This window comes from Actinomadura gamaensis (assembly GCF_042652125.1).
Taxonomy (GTDB): Bacteria; Actinomycetota; Actinomycetes; order Streptosporangiales; family Streptosporangiaceae; genus Spirillospora; species Spirillospora gamaensis.
Genome location: NZ_JBHSIT010000006.1, coordinates 203512 through 221040, shown reverse-complemented (window position 1 = coordinate 221040; position 17529 = coordinate 203512). Strand labels below are relative to the sequence as shown.

General features: G+C 72.6%; 6 protein-coding genes. 4 read left to right on the top strand and 2 right to left on the bottom strand.

Annotated features, from left to right (window positions below; translation table 11 throughout):
* Positions 1-76: 76 nt before the first annotated feature.
* Genes ACFPCY_RS21450 through ACFPCY_RS21435 form a run of 4 tightly spaced genes read left to right on the top strand, consistent with a single transcriptional unit; the run spans position 77 to position 9257 of the window.
* Complete coding sequence (locus ACFPCY_RS21450; RefSeq protein ID WP_378257798.1) at positions 77-1702, top strand: PD-(D/E)XK nuclease family protein; 1626 nt, start codon at positions 77-79, stop codon at positions 1700-1702.
* Complete coding sequence (locus tag ACFPCY_RS21445; protein ID WP_378257797.1) at positions 1699-2826, top strand: pPIWI_RE_Y domain-containing protein; 1128 nt, start codon at positions 1699-1701, stop codon at positions 2824-2826. The genes ACFPCY_RS21450 and ACFPCY_RS21445 overlap by 4 nt, the downstream gene beginning before the upstream one ends.
* Positions 2819-6439 carry a pPIWI_RE_Z domain-containing protein gene (locus tag ACFPCY_RS21440; RefSeq protein WP_378257796.1) on the top strand — a complete coding sequence of 1207 codons (3621 nt, stop codon included), beginning with the start codon at positions 2819-2821 and terminating at the stop codon, positions 6437-6439. The genes ACFPCY_RS21445 and ACFPCY_RS21440 overlap by 8 nt, the downstream gene beginning before the upstream one ends.
* 22 nt (positions 6440-6461) lie before the next feature.
* Positions 6462-9257 carry a pPIWI_RE module domain-containing protein gene (locus ACFPCY_RS21435; protein ID WP_378257794.1) on the top strand — a complete coding sequence of 932 codons (2796 nt, stop codon included), beginning with the start codon at positions 6462-6464 and terminating at the stop codon, positions 9255-9257.
* A 42-nt stretch (positions 9258-9299) separates the two neighbouring features.
* Here the strand turns inward: ACFPCY_RS21435 and ACFPCY_RS21430 are convergent, their stop codons facing one another.
* Entirely contained in the window at positions 9300-11411 is a 2112-nt protein-coding gene (locus tag ACFPCY_RS21430; protein WP_378257792.1) for an MBL fold metallo-hydrolase, read from the bottom strand.
* A complete protein-coding gene (locus ACFPCY_RS21425) occupies positions 11408-17371 on the bottom strand; it encodes a hypothetical protein (protein ID WP_378257789.1) in 5964 nt (1987 codons plus the stop codon). The genes ACFPCY_RS21430 and ACFPCY_RS21425 overlap by 4 nt, the downstream gene beginning before the upstream one ends.
* Positions 17372-17529: the final 158 nt, after the last annotated feature.

Sequence of the window (17529 nt, the reverse complement as noted above, 5' to 3'; positions counted from 1 at the left end):
AATCTAGCAGCATACGAGCGAAAGTGCCTTGACTATGTTTACACTGAGCCCACTGCCAACCGAGGAGGTGGCTTCCGTGAACACGACTCCCCCCGGCACCCACGGCGATCCCCGGCTCGTCCGGGTCGGGCTCCCCGTGCTCCAGCAGGACCCCCGCAGCTGCCCGCGGGCCGCCGCGCTGCGCGTCCGGCCGCTCGTCCAGGCCGACCGCGGTGCCCCCTGGGCCAAGCTCGAGGATTTCGCCCTCGGTCCCTTCATGCGGGTGCTCGACCGCATCGAGCACCACGGCGTGGAACTCGACCGGGCGCTCGCCGAAGACGTGTCGTTCCGCCGCTGCCTTCCCGCGCACCGGCACTGGACGGCCGATGCGGTTCGCACCTACCTGGCGGCCCGAGAACGCTCCGAGCGCCTCCGCACGGACGCCGGTCATCCGGCCACGCTCCCCGTTCGACACGAATGGGTGGCGATCCATCACGCGGCTCAGCCGGACGCGCGCGGTGCCCAGCGTTACGAACGGTGTGCCTGGGGACGACGCTACGCCTCGGCGGACGGCTCGGTGCGAGAACTGTGGCTTCTGTCCGTCAATGAGCTGAGACTCGACCGCGCGCCTGCTCAGATCGCCGCGGCCGCGTCCGTCCTCGCGTCCGGTGTCCCGGCGACGAAGTCGCGCCACACCCGCTGGTATGAGCCCGTAGGCGTGAACATCCCACCGGCCCGCGTGCGGGTGATCGGGGTCGGCTGCGGGGACGGTGAGGTCGAGGTCCTCGCCGACTGGGACGTCCATGAGGTCTCCGAGCGGTACGACGAGCTGGCGAAGCCCGTCCTGACGCAGGTGATGGGACGTTCGGAGCTCGTCCCGGGTTCCGACTGCGTCGGCTGCAAGGCGCTGGCGGAGTGCCCCGAGCCACCCCGGACGCCGGGCCTGCTCCAGGTCCCCGCCCCGGCCCGGCCGCGCGAGCGGCGCAGCGTGTCGGCGTCCGACCTGCGCCGCCACTCCGAGTGCCCGGCGGCGTTCCACCTCACCCGGGTGCTGCACCTGAACGACGGTCGGCCGGAGAACGCCGCGATCCGCCGGGGCCGCATCGTGGACGCCGTGCTGAACGAGCGGCACACGCGCCGTCCCCGCAACGGTTGCCGTGACGTGCCCGTGCCGGAAGGCCTGCCCGATCTTCCGCCCGACGAAGCCGACACGGCCACACGGATGCTCGCCCAGCACCGCGGGGTGTGTCCGCTCGACGGCCTTCCTGCTCACGAGCAGGTGCTCGTCCAGCCGCGCCTGACGGCCTACGACCCCGAGCTGGACACCGTCGTCATCGCCGATCCCGACCTCCTCTACACCGACGCGGGTGGCTGGGTCTGGCGGGAGACCAAGACCGTTTCCCGTCCCCTCTGGGAGGGGCGTTCCCTGCTGGCGACCTACCCGCAGCTCGCCCTGGCCGTGGTGATGACGGCGGCGGGCGTTCCCGGCGGCGATCCCCGCAGATCCCGCATCGAACTGGAGGTTCTTCGGGGGGACGGGGTCTCCTGCGAGGAGATCGACCCGTTCGACGCGTCGACTCTCGACGAGGCCCGCACGGTGCTCGGCGCGCTCACCGGCCCGTGGGCGGCCGACCAGACCTGCGCCCCGAATCCCGGCCCGTACTGCGCCGACTGCGAGGTACGCCGCTGGTGCCCGTCCCGACAGCAGGAGGCGGCCCGATGACCACCATGGTCGCCCACGACGGGCAGGCGCTGCTGTCCACCCTGGCGGCGGCGCTCATCGCCCTGGAACGTCAGGACCAGCTGGACTCGTTCGCCCTGCCCTATCCCGACGAAGCGCAGCTCGCCCTCGACCGCACCGTCCTGCTGTGCCTGCTCCATGGGGCCGACCCGCCGTTGAGTCTGGCCGAGCTGGTCCTCTGGTGTCGGGAGCGGCCCGTCTCCGACTGGCCGCTGGACCTTCCCGACCTCCTGGTCGGTCCGGGCGACCGGTTGCTGGACCGGGACAGCGGACGCCCCACCGAGCTGTGTCACGAGTGGGCCGCACACGGTCGCGACAGCGCGGGCAGGCTGTGCGACCGCGAGGTGTTCGACCGGGCGATGCGCGCGTGCCGGGAGTACGGCGAACCCGACAGCTACACCGCCTTCCGGGACATGCTGGTCAACCGGCCGGTGCTGACGCACGGCGGCATGGAGATCATGTTCGAGCTGCTGCTGGAGCCGGTCCGCGACCTTCTCGACGAGATCTATTGGGACGTTCCCGACAGCTTCCTGCGCGACGGCCGCTACGCGGTCTGCGGCCGTTGCCGCACGCTGCTCACGCCCGTCCCCGGCGACGGCTGGTGGTGCGAGCGGGACCGGTGCCGCCGCCAGGGGCCGCCCCCGGTCGGCCGCTACCTGACCCCGGTGGACGACGGGCCGGTGCGGCAGCTCGCCCGCCCGTTCCGGCAGTTCGTCACGGGCCCCGGCCGGGCCGAGATGGACCTGCGCGACGCCCTGGCCGCGCTGGGGCTCAGCGTCGCGATGTGGCCGGGCTACGACAGCTACGACCTGCGGGTGACGTTCCCGGACGGCCACGTCTGGGCGATCGATGTCAAGGACTGGGCGCATCCCGCGCTGCTGGGACGCACGGCCCGTCCGGTTCCCGCCGTCCCGCCCTACGACGAGGGTTTCTGGGTGGTGCCGCGCCATCGGCTGGACGCGCGGTCCGACTACATCCGGGTCTTCGAGCGGTCCCGCCCGGAGGAGGCCGGTGACCTGACCCTGGTGACCGATGAGGAGCTGTGCCGCCGGGCTCGGCGGCGGTTGCGCGGCGAGGCCGTCGGCAGAGGGAGGAAGCATGCGTGACGAGGAGTCCTGGCACAGCCCGGTCAGCTCCGCGCTCCGCAAGGCATGGCGGGACGAGGCCGCCGAACCGGGTATGCACCCCCGCGACCTCTGCCGGGTCGAGCTGGCGTTGCTCCTGCTCGGACGCATCGCGCCGGGACGCCCCGCCGAGGACGCCTACGTCCTGCTCAGCGGGTACCCGTTCCCGGACGCGGCCGGGCTCGTCTCCACCGAGGAACAGCGGACGGCGCTGGCGGCGGCGCGTGTCCTGCTCTGGACGATCCGCCGCCGCCGCAGCTGGTTCCAACTCCTGGAGACCTACCGGGGAGTGCCCGAGCGGCTGCGCGCCTACGACGTTCCCAAGGGTGCTCCGCCGCGAGTGCTGCGTCCGACCGTGGCGGCCGATCGGACGCGGGTGTACGAGGACGCGCTGTCGGCGCTGCCGCCCTACCGGACCCACGATTTCACGCTCGCGACGGCGGGACGCCACTCCTTCCTCGACCGCCGCCGGGCGACGTCGGTGACCATCCCCGACGAACTGGTGTTCGCGCGCGCGGCGGGCCATGACCTGGCCAAGGGCAGAGCGGGCGACGGCGCGCCCCTGGTCATCACGCGGGCCATGCTGCTGGAGACCGCCCGGTGGATGGACGAGCGGGAACGCGGCTCGGCCGAGGCGGGCGACTGGGAACGGCGGCTCGACGAGCTGCACGTCGCCGTCCGCGACGCGTCCGGCCGTGACTTCGCCGAACGCGACGACGGCGGATTCGTCCTGGCCGAGCTGCTCCACATGGTCGGCATGGTCGGCGCGGGCAAGTCGACGCTGATGGTGCTCGTGGCGGTGTGGGCCGCCCGGCTGCCGACGCCGCTGCGCACGACCCTGGTCGTGGGGGACGTGGCCGAACAGCTCCGGCTGACCGCGCTGTTCGACCGGCTCGGTATCCCTGCCGCTCCGGTCCTCGGATCGTCCACTCGCGAGGATCACGTCCGGCGGCTGCACCGGCGCCAGGCGGCGCAGGGCAAGGAGAACCTGCTCGACCACGACGACGACGGGTTCGACTTGTTGAGCACGGCGTGCCCGGTGGACGCATTGCGCGGCATCGAGGCCGCCCAGCCTCTTCGGTACGCCGACGCCCCGTGCGTCGGCCTGCATCCCGAGCAGCGAAACCCCGTCGCCACGAGTGAGGAGCAGCCGCTGCTCGATCTGTACCGGCCCAGCAGCCGCACCGGCGCTCGGCCCGCGCGCGACCCGGACGAGGGGCGTGTCCTGCGCGGTAAGCCGCACGCATGTCCGGTCTGGAGCCGCTGCCCCCGCCACCACGCGGCCCGCCGGCTGGTGGACGCCCGGATCTGGATCGCCAACCCCGCCAGCCTCGTCCAGTCCGGCGTCCCGAAGCACCTCAACGACGAGCGGCTGCGCTACCTGGAACTGGCGTGCACGGTCGGCGACATCGTGATCGTGGACGAGGCGGACGCGGTCCAGCTCCGGCTGGACGGGATCTTCGCTCCGGCGGCGACGCTGGTGCAGCCCGGGCCGGAGTCCTGGCTGGACCGCATCCACACCCACAAGATCGCCGAGCTGACGCGCAGCGGGCGTCTTCCGCTGACCGACCGGGACGTCAAGCAGTGGAACACCGCCGTGGGGATGTCGAGCCTGGCGACCGACGAGCTCTACCGTCTGCTCATCTCCGACGGGGACCTGCGGGACTGGGTGGACGTCGACTACTTCAGTCCTTGGACGCTGCAGGAGAAGCTGCTTGCGGAGTGGTTCGGCGACGCGCGTCGTGAGGGCGCCGACAACGGCGTCCGTGACGAGCGGGAGCTGTTCGAGAACGACGAGGACGACGAAACCGGCTCCGGTGACGACCCGGCCCACGTGCTCGCCGACGCCCGCCGCGCCGCGTTGACCGCCGTGTTCGACGGTTTCCGCGACGACCCGCTCGGCGTCCACGGACCGCACGGCGAGGCGATCGACGGCCTGGTGGCCCTCGCCCATGACCTGATCGGCACGTCCTCTCCCACCGAGACCCGTAAGCGGGCCATGGTCCTGCTCCGGGAACTGCTGACCGACACGCCCGTCCGGGAGAGGACGCAGGACGCCGCCTGGGCCGACACCGCCTGCCGCCGCCTGGAGTTCGCGCTGCTGCTGTCGATCCTGGCCAAGCATCTGGACCGGGTCGCCTGGCTGTGGCCGATGGTGGAGGCGGCGCTGCGGCTGGACGCCACCGGAAACGAGCTGGCGCGCCGCCCCCCGGCGGACTACGCGCCCGTCGTCCCCGAGTCGCCCATGGGCAACGTGCTCGGTTTCCAGTTCCTCCCCGACGAGCGCGAGACCGACGAGGACGGACGGCAGAGCGGGACACTGCGCTTCTTCCGCTGCGCGGGCGTCGGGCGTGAGCTGCTCACGGCCCTCGCCACGCTCGGCGCCGATCCCGGCAAGGGCAGGCCCGGTCCGCACGTGCTGCTGCTGTCGGGCACGAGCTGGGCGGGAATGTCCAGCCGCTACCACGTCCCGGCACCGGTCGGCGCGGTGCTGAAGCCGTCGGCGCGGGCCACGGAGGCCGTGCTGGGCACCGCGTTCGCCACCCGCTGGATCAGCGACGCGCACGGCAGACGCATCCGCCTGTCGGGGGCGGACCCGAAAGTCCGGCCTGCGCTGGCGGAGGCGCTGGCGATGCGGCTCGGCTCTCCCGGACGGGGCGGAACCGCCAGCCCGCTGGAGCAGGAGCTCGCACACGTCCGTGACCCGCACCGGCGGCGAGCGCTGCTGCTGGTCGGCAGTTACCGGGAGGCGGCCCGCGTCGCGACCGTGCTGAACTCCATCCCGCGCTGGCGCGGTGGGGTGCGGCTGCTGATCCCCGACACCGCCGACCTGGACGCCGGCGCCGGACCGGACGCGGGCACGGACGAACCCGTCGGGGTGCTGCGTCGCGGTGACCTGGCCTCCTTCGGCGAGTGCGGCGCCGAGGTCCTCGTCGCGCCGCTGATGGCGGTCGAACGCGGCCACAACATCCTCAACTTCCAGCGCAACGCCGCGTTCGGGCTGGCGATGTTCCTCGCCCGCCCCCACCCGCGCCCGGACGACCTGGCGCTGGCGGTGCACTCGGTCAACGACTGGGCCGCGCGGTTCTCCCGTGGGCTGCCCCGCGTCCTGTCCGGGGACGACGGCCGCACGGGTCCGGCCACGTTCGGCGAACTGGTCACGAGGGCGGGCGGGCTCGACCGGGCCGCACTGGACTTCCGGCACGAGGCCCGCCAGGAGTGGCGGCGCCTCCTCACCCGCCGCTACATCCGCTCGCGACTTCCCGCGTGGGAGCGGCAAGTCTTCGCCTGGGACCAGCTCGTCGTCCTGTGGCAGGTCATCGGACGGCTGGTACGCGGCGGGGTCCCCGCGCGAGTGGTCTTCGTGGACGCAGCGTTCGCCGACGCCGAGGTGCTCGACGGGGTTCCCGCCGTCGCCTCGCCCGACCACGGCGTCCCCGAGGGACTGCTCCGCGACCTCCTGGACATTCTCGGCCCCTACTTCGACGGCGCCCTCGCACCGGAAAGGTTCCCCGACCCGGCGGACCCCGCTGTGGCACGGCTCCTCTACCGGCCGCTGCACCGGGCGTTGCTCACCCTCCGGAACCACACCTGAACCTCACCCGAAAGGCACCCTCATGGCTGTGGCTTACCACCACGTCCAGGCAGCCGCCTGGGCTCCCGTCTCCCCCGACGCTTCCCTCACCGCCGGGTACCGCGCGCTCCAGTTCCCCGAGACGTGGCAGTCGGCGATTCTCGAGCTGTGCAACGCCGGCCGTCCCGCCGACGCCGAGCCCTGGCGGACGGCGCCCACCCGGCGCATGGAACTGGCCGTCCAGGCACTCGCTCCCGACCTGCTCGCCCTGCCCAGGCCGCCCGGTGCCACGGACGAGCCGGGCTGGTGGCTGTGCTCGCCCGCCGGCACCGAGCCGATTCCCGAGCGCGCTTTCCAACTGCTGCGCAACGCCTGGCTGCGCGATCTCCGCCCCGAGCTGGCCCGAGACCGCGAGTACCGGGAACTGCGCACCGGTGTTCAGGGCGAGCTGGACGCCGCACCGCCCGTCTGGCGGGAGGTCGAGTTCGAGCTGCTGCGCTGTCCGGTCAGCGGCGGCGGCACGGCCGCGCCGCTGCCGCACCAGTACGCGCTGACGACCGACTGGCTCGCCCGCCGCATCCTGGACCTGCCCGAGTTCGAGTTCGAGGGCGGACGGCTCCGTTTCCACGCGATGCCGCGCGGACCCCGCGACCAGGGCGCCGAGCTGGTGTCGGAGCCGCGGCCGTTCGAGGACGCCAAGGGACGCACGTGGTGGTTCTCCGTTCTGCTCAACATCACGTTGCAGACGGTCCCCTTCAACCCGATGCCGCGGTTCCACCTGCACTGCGGAATCCGCCGCTGGGCGACCCGCGTCAACACCAAGACCGGACAGCTCCACGTGCCGCATGGTCGCCGTGCCACGGTGTTGCTGCGGCCGTCCGTGCCGTGGCTGCCGGGCGCGCCGCCGTCCGACCGCTTCGCCGTCGCGCGGCTGGAGCGCCGTCGTACCGACGACGGGTACGTCACCGACTGGGCGGACGGCGGTCCCACCGGCGTGCTGGACGGGATCTCCTTGCAGGCCCCCTTCCCGTCCGCCGAGGAGATCGTGACGTTTCCGGAGAAGTGGCTCGCCCCCGAGATGCGCGCCGGGGTCGTGCACAACACCGCGATGGGCGGTCACGCGGTCGCTTCCGGGCTGATGTCCCATCAGCGCTCGGAGATCGTCAGCTGGGCCGAGCAGGCGTTGCCGCCCGAGCTGCGTCCGGTTCCGCGCCGCCGCCGGACTCGGCTCGGTCGTGCCACCCCGAGCAAGGCTCCCGCCGCCCAACAGCGGGCTCAGACCGTGCGCACCGCTGCGGCGCTCGCCGTATCCGCCTTGAGTGGAGCGCCCGTCCTGGAGGCGCGGTTGCTGTGGCAGACACCGGAGATGCGCGACACCGCGATCGCCGCTCTCATCGAGCATCTCGGCCTGCAGGACGACGGCGTCCGCCCGAGCGCCGAGGAGTTCGAGAACGCGGAGCCCGGTTCGGCCGCCGTCCTGGAATGGAGCATGCCGGAGCTGACCGTGCGGCTGCGCTGCCTGAAGCTCACCGATGGTCTCGGCGAAAACCTGGCACTACCGGAGAAGGGCCGTCCGTCCCGTGCGACGGCTGCGACTGCCATCACCGCCCGGCGTAACGCCGTCGCCGCGTTCACCGCCGCCGACAAGCCCGGGAACGGCCCGACCCTGGCGCTGGTCGAGATCGACCATCCGGGCGATTTCAGTTCGCCCGCGCACGACCCGAAGTTCGCTCTGCGCCTCGGACTCGCCGACGCGGGCGTGCTGAGCCAGTTCGTGCTGGTCCCCAAGAAGGCCGGCAAGCAGGACAGGCACCGGGCTCTCATGGCGTGGGATGACGGCCTGCGCCAGCTCGGCGCGCGTGTGCTGCCCGAGCCCGGTACGCTCAGCGGCCTCCCGGACGGCCTGCGCTACGCGGCGCTCTGGCTCGTGCAGAAGAACCGCACCGCACGCAACCGTTGGGCCGGGCACTCCCCGGTCGCCGTCCTGGTCACGCCGGGTGAGCCGGGCACGGGTATCGCGCGCGTGGAGGGCTTCGACCCGGCGGGTGACGACGGCGCGGGCGAATGGGTCCCCTACCCGGTGATGCTGCTGCGGCTCGCCGCCCGCGCCGAGGTCGAGGCCGCGGTCGACACCGACGAGCCCGCCCCCCAGCCGCAGGCGACGCGCCGCCAGTCCGCTGACGAGCAGCGCCGCGCGACCGAGCAGTGGTTGCAGAAGGTCCAGCGCCGCCTGCGCGGCACTCCGACCCTGCTGTTCGTCCACGCGCAGAACGCCCGCCGCCACTGGACCTGGATCCAGGACGGCCGCGTCGAGCGGGACCGGATCCGCACCGGCCACGCCCCCGCCCGCCGCCTGGATCCCGACCTGCGTCTGCTGCGTGTGCGGGGTGCCGGCAACCGCGAGGTCGCGCAGTGGTGGGGCGTGCACCCCAAGGGCGACGCGAACGGCATCCCGGCGAACCTGTGGGTTCCCGAGAGCGAACCGAACGGTGACCGCGTCTTCTGGAGCACCACGCCCAAGCCCGTCCAGTTCGGCTCGTCGGCCGTCAGGGGTGACAAGCTGGCTCCGCGCCCCCTCACCCTCGGCGGCAACGAGGGCAGGCTCACCCTGGACACCGACAAGGTCGGCTGGAACCCGACCCTGATGGAGCTGACCGTCCTCGGCTGCCACGAGCAGGACGGCGACTCCCCCGAGGCCTTGGCGCTGACCGCGCACATCCTCCGCCAGCCCCCGGACTATCCCGAGGCCCTGGCGCTGCCCCTCCCCCTGCACCTGGCAGCTCTGGCCCAGGAGTACGTACTGCCGATGGACGACCCCGACGCGTCCGACTCCGAGTGAAGGCACCGGGGTCCGGCCGACGCCGGCCCCCGGCCCCCGGTCTCAGCCCGCGCGCCACTCCCCGGTGCGCACGACCCGGTGTCCGCGGTGCCGGAGCACCTCAGCGAACCTGCGCTGCCGGCCGGCCAGGCCGTGGACGAGCATGACGTCGGCGGCGGCCACACCGTCGGCGATCTCCAGCAGGCCTCCCCGGTCGGCGTGCGCGGACAGCCGCATCGTGGCCACCTTCGCCAGGACCCTGAGGCTTATCTTCTCGTCCCGGTCCATCAGCGCGAATTCACCTCCGCCCTGCCCGGCCAGCCGAAGCAGTTCCGCGCCGGGCGACTCCTCGTCCTGGTAGCCGGAGACGAACAGCGCGCTGCCGGGCTCGGGAAGGATGTGCCGAGCCCACTGGACGGCGGGACCGCCGTTGAGCATCCCGGAGGTGGAGACGATCACGCCCGTGCGGAACGTCTCCAGCTCGCGGGGGCGGTCGGCGACCGCGACGGCGCCACCGAAGATCTCCAACGGCCGGTCCGAACCCGCGGTCGCGCTCTCGAACAGATGCGCCAGATCCGTCGCCATGCCGTCGATGCGGACCGGGACGTCCGGCAAGTGGCGGCGGAGAACGAGCGCCACCTCCTGCGCGCGGCCGAGCGCGAAGGCCGGGATGAGCACCCGGCCGCCGCCCTCGCAGATCTCCGCCACCGAGCGGATCAGCTCGTGCACCCGTCCGGTTCGGTCCCCGTGGTTCTCGCCGCAGCAGGTGGACTCCATCACGAGCAGGTCCGCCCCCGTGGCCGACTCGGGCAGCCGGTAGCCGTCCACGCTCTCCTGCACGAAACCGGAGATGTCCCCGGTGACCACGGCGCGCCGATCCCCGGCCCGGATCACCACGCCCGCCGCGCCGAGGATGTGCCCGGCGGGGAACAGCTCGATCGTCAGGTCACCGATGCGGCGTCGCGCGCCGAAGGGAACCTCCTCGCACCGTCCCACGGCCGCCCTGACCTCCGCGTACCCGAAGTGGGCCGCGGATGTCGCGCCCCATTCCGACCACAGCCGGTCACGGCCACGTGTGACCTTCACCGTGTCGGCCCACATGACGGGCATGAGCTGAACCGTTTCGGGCGTCGCCAGGACGCGCAGGTCGGGCCGCCGGGCGACCAGCGCTGGGACGTACCCACAGTGGTCGTTGTGCGCATGGGTGACCACGACGCCATGCAGCGGTCCGGCGAGCGCCCGGTCGATGCCGCTGGGCGGCGCCCCGTCACGCGGTACCAGTCCAGCGTCCACCAGCAGGCGGGAGTCCCCCGCCTCGACCAGCAGGCAGGACCCGCCGATCTCCGTTCCGCCGCCCAGCGGCGTGATCCGGAGGTCGAGTTCCCGAGCCGTCGCGGGCGCGGGTTCGCGGGGCGGTGTCGGGTCCACCATGGCGCGGAGCACTTCCAGCAGCCTGTTGCGGTCGAGCTTCACCGTTCTGGCGACGTCCTCCAGGTAGCGGTCGCGGGAGGCCGCGATGTGTTCGGTGGTCTTGGCGGAGGCCGCGGTCACACCGGTCCGGTGTGGGCGAGGATCTCGTGAAGCGGCGTCATCGCGCGGCTTCGGCGGCAACGGTTCCAGGATGCCCAAGAGCGCGGCGGCCAGCGCGTGGGGGTCCTTCCAGCGGAGCCGCTCGATGCCCTGACGGTCTTCCAGATCAGCGAGTCGTTCCTCGTACTCGGCCAAGGCTTCGCCGACCTCGGCCAGCCGACGGTCCTTCTCGGCTGTCTCCCGCTGCGCATGGTCGAGTCGTCCTTCCGCACGCTCCAGACGTGACCGGAGATCGGCGACCTTGCGCTCGAGGCGTTCGGCCGTGCGCGCCGCCGCCCGGTCCCGCTGGTGGTTTCCGGCGGCGTCGCACAGCGCGAGGCCGGCGCGGACCACCTCGGCGTCGGGGTGTACGAGCAGCGTGACATAGGGCTCGGCCCGGTCGGGCAGAGAGCGCTCCGCGAGCAGTTCCGCCACTCGTGCTCGGACACCGGGGACGCGTTCGAGCGCCCGGCGAAGGATCTTCGCCTGCTCGGTCACCATTCGTTCGGGATCGCGGGCGAGCCCGGCCTGGTGCGGCCGGGTGAGCACCACCTCCGCGACCGCGTGCAGCACAGCACTCAGAGCGGCGTCGGCATCGCCGCTCATACCCCGTCACCGGCCTGGCGCGTCGCGGCGGCGAGCACGGGCTCCACGGTCAGCCTCGTCCCCTCGGGGATGAGGGCTCCCAGCACGCGCAGCGCCTCCACCAGGTCGGCGGTACCGCCGTATCCGGCGGCGTCGAGTTCGGCCGGGGACAGGCCGCTGCCGGGTTCCTCGCCCTGCATGGACAGCAGGTCGGCGAGCTCGTCCGGCGCGGCGGGACCGCCGAACTCGACCAACGTCCGCCAGGCCCCGGTGAGGCAGGAGTCGACGGCCACCCCCGACGCTTCCAGCAGCATGTGCGGGTGCTCGGCCAACCAGCCGCGGCACCGCTCCAGCGCCCGGTCCCGGTCGTTGTCCTCGGCGAACCAGGTGACGACCTTGCCCACCAGCAGCGGCCAGCCTCCGGTCACCTCCAGCAGCCGTTGCTGTCCGGGCTTGTCCGGGAAGCCCTGGGACTCCTCCAGCATCCACTGCCGGACGGCGGCCTGGTCGAACCGGCGCAGCTCGACCAGCTCGACGTCGTCCTGCCGTCCGACCCGGACCCACGACGGGGCCAGGCCCGGACCGGCCACCACGACGACCGACAGCCGGTCGCGGACCTTGCCGGTGACCCGACCGCGGATCTCCTCCAGCGTTCGCTCGAACGGCCCGGCGTCGGTGCACATGGCCTTGTCGATGAGCAGAACGTGCTGACCGTCCTGGAGAGCGGCCTGGCTGAGCGCCCCGCGCAGCGTCCGCTCTCCGGGGCGCAAGGTCCAGATCCGCAGTCCCTCCCGGTCGGTCACCCCCTCCTGCAGCGCTGCGGCGACGCGCTCGACCTGCAACGCCGCCGATCCGGCGACGACGTGTACGAGCGGCGTGGGCCGCAGCAGCCGGGAGAGCTGGGCGCTGCTGAGCGGAGACCGCTCCGGACCGTCATGGTAGGAGGCTCGGTAGGAGTGCGCGTCGAAGGCGTCGGGCAGTTCGAAGTCCTGGTTGAGCAGGACGGACTCGACCTCCCGGGTGCCGCCGAGCAGGTCCAGGATGTACGGAGTGCGCAGCCGGTACCGGTCCCCGTCCACCCCGAGCACGCCCAGGTTGACGCACTCCTCCAGCAGCAGCCGGAACGCGTCGCTGGTGCAGTCCGTGAAGCCCTCCTCCCACCAGCTCTGGCACTCGCGGCGCAGCTCGGCGACGCTCAGGCCCGCCGATGCTCCCGAGTAGAGGGCGTGCAGGGCGACGGTGTAGGCGATGACCTTGTACCGGTTGTCGAGGTTCAGGGTCCACTCGAAGCGGTCCCGGAAATCGCGCCGCAGCTTGCTGTCCCGCCAGACGCTCGCCACATGCTCTCGGGTGATCGCGTGGGGCAGCGCGGCGAGGGTCTCGGGGTCGTCGCGCAACCGGGTCAGCAGCTTCTCGGCGAAGAGCTGGATGAGCGCCGGGGCGTTGTTGGCCTCGGCGATGACGCGTGCGGCCAGCGTCTCGGGGAACCGGAAGCCGAGCGTGCCGAACGGCTTCACCAGCAGGTCGAAGGCGTCCTGCGGGTCCAGCGGGCCGATCGCGATCTGGCCGCCGAGATGCGGCAGGGGCTGGTTGGGCAGCCGGTGGAAGCGGACGGTCTGGTGCAGACCAGCCCAGACGACCTTGATCCTCCGGTCGGTGTCGTGCATCAGGTCCCGCAGCGCGCCGACGTCGCGGAAACGTCCCTGCGCCGCGTCCCGGTTGAGGAAGTCGTCGGCCTCGTCCAGCAGGATGAGCAGCTGCTGATGCGGGTTGGCCTCACTCCACTCGCGCATGCCCTCGACGACCTGATCACGGGTGGTCAGGCCGCGCCGGACGATCCCGGCCTTGCACAGCCGCTCGCCGAGTCGCGGCCACAGCGAGCTGGCCGGGTCCCGGCCGATGTGCTGGATCGTCTCCAGGATCACCGTGCGGTCGGCGTCCTTGTCACGCACCTCCCGCTCGGCCTTGCGCAGGAGCGCCGACTTGCCGAGCTGCCGACCGCCGTACACGAAGGACGGGCCGCGACGGTCGATGACCTTGTCGAGCTGGGCCCGGCGACCGTAGAACATCTCGTCTGGCACCAGGCTGACGTCGCTGGCGGAGATGTAGGGGTTGGTGGCCGTGAACGGCGCCATCAGGGTGACGGTCACCGCCCAGTTGTCGGGGTGGCAGGCCAGGTAGGCGATCGCGGCGTCGTCCAGCACCCCGGCGACTGGCCAGTGGTCGGCCGCCTGACGGCGGGCGCCGGTGTGCCGGCGGACGAGCCGGGCGAGCTCGACGCGGTCCCGATCGGAGAGCACACCGAAGTACAGGACCAGCACCGTCTGTCCCTCGGGCTGGCCGCGCAGCAGGTCGATCAACTTGCGCGGGTCCGGCTGCCGCCACACCAGCAGCAGTCGGAGCCGGTTCCCGGACGGGCTCATCCCGCTGCCGAACGCGGGCAGCGGCGCACGCTCGGTGGAGCGGACATTGCGCAGATCGAGCCACCAGCGGTCGGGTGTGGTCTCGATCTCCTGCTGGTCACCCTCAAGTCCGATCATCTTCAGCACGCGGGCGATCGAGGACCTCAGGTTGCCCACGCTGCGCTTGCCGCCCTGGGCGCAGGCCAGCCACTGCCGCAGGCCGTCACGGGCGATGGAGTGGCTGGCGGCCCGCATCGCGCCGATGTCGATCCCGGCCTGCTCCAGCAGCCGTTCGAGGTCGGCGTCCGCCGGCGCCTTCCCAACCTGGACGGCGTCCTTGAGCGAGCCGAGCAGCCCGCTCTGTTCCGGGGAACGGGTGCGGCGTCCGTCCTGGGCACGGCGGGCGAAGACGCGCGGGAACTCGGGGTAGAAGAGGGTGAAGTGGTCGGGCTCGGTGGAGCGCTGCGGCAGTGACCTGCCCACCTCCAGCTGGGCGAGGGACTCGCGCGCGGTGGTCAGGTCGCCCTTGTCGACGCAGTCGCGAACCCGCTCGGCGTCCGCGGCGGACAGGGCGCTCTCGATCCGGGTCAACCGTTCCCGCTCGACCTCGATGGCCTCCGCACGTTCGCGGAGGGCACGGGCACGCAGTTCGCCGAGCTCCCGGCTGACCCGGTCGAAGTCGGCGCGTTCGGCGGTGAGCGGGACGAGGTCCTCGGTGAGCCGCCGGACCTGGTCCTCGGTCAGCACACCGTCGCGCCGCCACAACGCGATCTCGTCCCGCAGCTCGTCCACGCGCCGGTCCCGCTCCGCCCGCGCGGCGGCGACGAGGTCGTCCCGGCGGGTGCGCAGCTCCGCGGCGAGCGTCGCGTCCGTCCCCGCGACGACGGCGACGATGTCCCTGGTCGCCTCGTGGTCCAGCCGGTCGGCGCGGGCCTGGAACGCGGCGGCCCAGTCGGCGTCTCCCGCCAGCGCCGTTCGCACCAGACCGTCGAGGGCGGGCGGCGTTCGCGGGGCCAGGGTCCGCGGCGCGACCGGAAGGTCGGGGACGAGCAGGAGGTCCCGGTTGAGCACGTATCCGACCGAGGGTTCGGCGGTCGGCAGCGGTGCGCCGTCGAGCAGGCCGACCGTGCGGTCGAGCAACCCGGCGGCGGCGTGCGCGGCGGCCCTGATCACCGGGTCCGCATCGGCCGCATGGGTGGCGAAGTCGGTGAACTCGCCGCTGATCCGGGCCCGCTTCTCGGCCATGGTGTCGCGCAGTTGCCGCAGGGTCGCGACCCGGTGGTCCTGATGGTCGCCGGCCTGCTCGTCGTGCCTGCGGGCGGCCCTGACCCACGCGTCCACGACAGCCAGGGCGGTCGCGATGCGCTCCTCCAGCTTCTTGCGCGCGGGACCGATGATGGTGTTCTTCTTGCGGCCGAGCCGCACTTCGGCCTCGGCGATGACGCGGTCCCGTTCGGACGGGGCGGCGAGCCGCACGGCGGCGGCGCCGACCTCCGCCACGCGGGACGCGTCGTCGGCCGCGACGAGGGCCAGCAGTTCTCCCACCGCCCCGCCGTCCTTCTTGAGCAGCGACTTGAACACCTCGGTGGCGAACTGGAACTTGATCTTCCCGCGGGGTCCCTCCGTCAGGAGGCGGTCGGCCTCGCGCTGCGCGGCACGGCGTTCCTCGTGCGCCGCCGCGGCACCGCGGATCAGCCCGTCCATGTCGGGGCTGAGGTAGGCCCCGGACCGGGCCGCCTGCACGAACGCCTCGCCGCAGTCGCGCAGCAGAGGCCATTCCGTGAAGAAGACGTTGAGCTGGTCGACGAGCTGGGTGGATTCAGGTGTCGGGCAAACGATCCCCGCGCGGATCCCGGCGGCCCACGCCAGCATCGCGCCGCCCAGGTCGTCGGCGAAGGACTTGGGTTCCAGCCCTTCGGCGGCGAGCGTGAACTCCCCGGCGAGTTCCTGACCGAACAGCGCCATGTGGCTGGCGAGCGCGGCGCAGCGGCGGGCGTTGCGCTCGGCGTCGGGGCGCCCCGCGGCCTCCCGCAGGTGGGCGGCGAGCCCGAAGCGTCCAGCGCGGATGGCGGCAGCTTCAGCCTGCACGAACTCCTCGGCTTCTCGCTGCGCGCGCTCGCTCACTTCCGGCGGGGCCGGTGCGGCGACCGGCTCCGCGGCTTCGGCGTCGGCGTCGGCGTCGACGGAAGCGTCGGGCTCGGGCTCGGCCTGCTCCGGCGCCGCTTCGTCGCGGTCGGCGCGTTGGCCGCCGGTCGCCTCGCGGATGATCGCGTCGAGCTCGGCCAGATCATCCTCGGGGAGCCGTGGTTCGGTGGGCTCGTTGTCGGCGTCCGGTTCCGCTTCCGGAGTTGCGTCCGCCTCTGGTTCGGGTTCTGACTCGGGCGTCGGTTCGGGTTCTGACTCGGGCGTCGGCTCCGGCTCTGGTTCGGCTTGCTTGGTGGTCTCCCCTTCCGGCGGCGTCACCGGGCTCGGCTGCTCTGCCATGCTCAGCCGTCCCGTCGTGGCGGCGAACACGACCTTCCGGAGGCGGTCGGGAAGCTCGGCGGCGGCCCTCTCCGCGAGTTCAACGGCGCGGTCGTCGTCGCCGGCCAACGCGTCCAGTAGGTCGGCCAGGACGACCAGACGCTCGGCATCCGGGCCCTGGCTCATGGCCCGGATCTCGTCGATCTCCCCGGCGAGCATCTCCGGACCGCTCAGCCCCGCCAGAGCGCGGACCCGTTCGACCTGCGAGGTCGCCTGGACGCGTCGCTCCAGGTCGGCGAGCTCGGCGGCGGGCTCGTCTCCGCCGAGGGCCGCCACCTTGACGCGGAGGGTGTCGAAGTCACGGACGGCGTCGCGCACCTGGTCGAGGTCGGTGTCGTCCGGCCGTTCTCCACGGCGAAGGCATCCGGCGACGCGTTCCGCCGATTCGGCGGCTGCCGGGAAGCGCTCGCGGAGACGGCCGAGCTCGGCGGCGAAATCCTCGGTGTCGATCGGCGCGGTGGCTGCGGCGTCGCTGGTTCCGGAGTTCATCGTCGGCTCGCTTTCCGCGGGCGGGGTGGCGGTCGCGGCGCGGGCGATGGCACACAGCCGCTCCGCACCGATCGGCTGTTCGGGAAGGTCAGGATGAACGCACCGGAGCTGCTGCCAGGCGGACCGAAGCGCTGGCCCTGTGTCAGCGAGGTGGGCGGCCTCTCCGGCGAGCAGGCCGAGCGCCATCGCGGCGAGCGGCCTGTCCTCCTGGACGACCTGGGCGAGTGACCAGAGCCGGATCGTGCCCGGGCACTCCCCGACGGCCCAGCTCCACAGGTGTTCTGAACGGCGCAGGACGTCAGCGGCTCCGGTTTCGGTAAGCAGGGCGACGCAGTCGTCACGGCCGAGACCGTCGGGATTGCCGAAGGCGTGCAGGGCCCACCCGGCAAGGATCGAACGGAAGCGTTCGGTTCGGCGTGGATCGCCGCCGCTCAGCATCCGCAGGGCGGCGGTGACCGCCGCCGCCGGGACCCTCCGGGCGTCTCGCACGCCGACCGGCGCCAGCGCGGCGCGCCGCACGTCCAGGGGAAAGGTCTCCAGCATGTCGGCCAGCTCCTGGGCCGACACGTGTGTCGCGAGGTCCTCGGCCAACTCTCGCCGTCCGAGACCGGGAAGCAGATCCGTGAGCGGCTCGTACGGAGCTTCGCCATCGACGCAGTGCGCATGGCGCCGGGGATCAGACATGATCACCTCCGGAGGAGTAGCCGGAATGACCGGGATAGGTA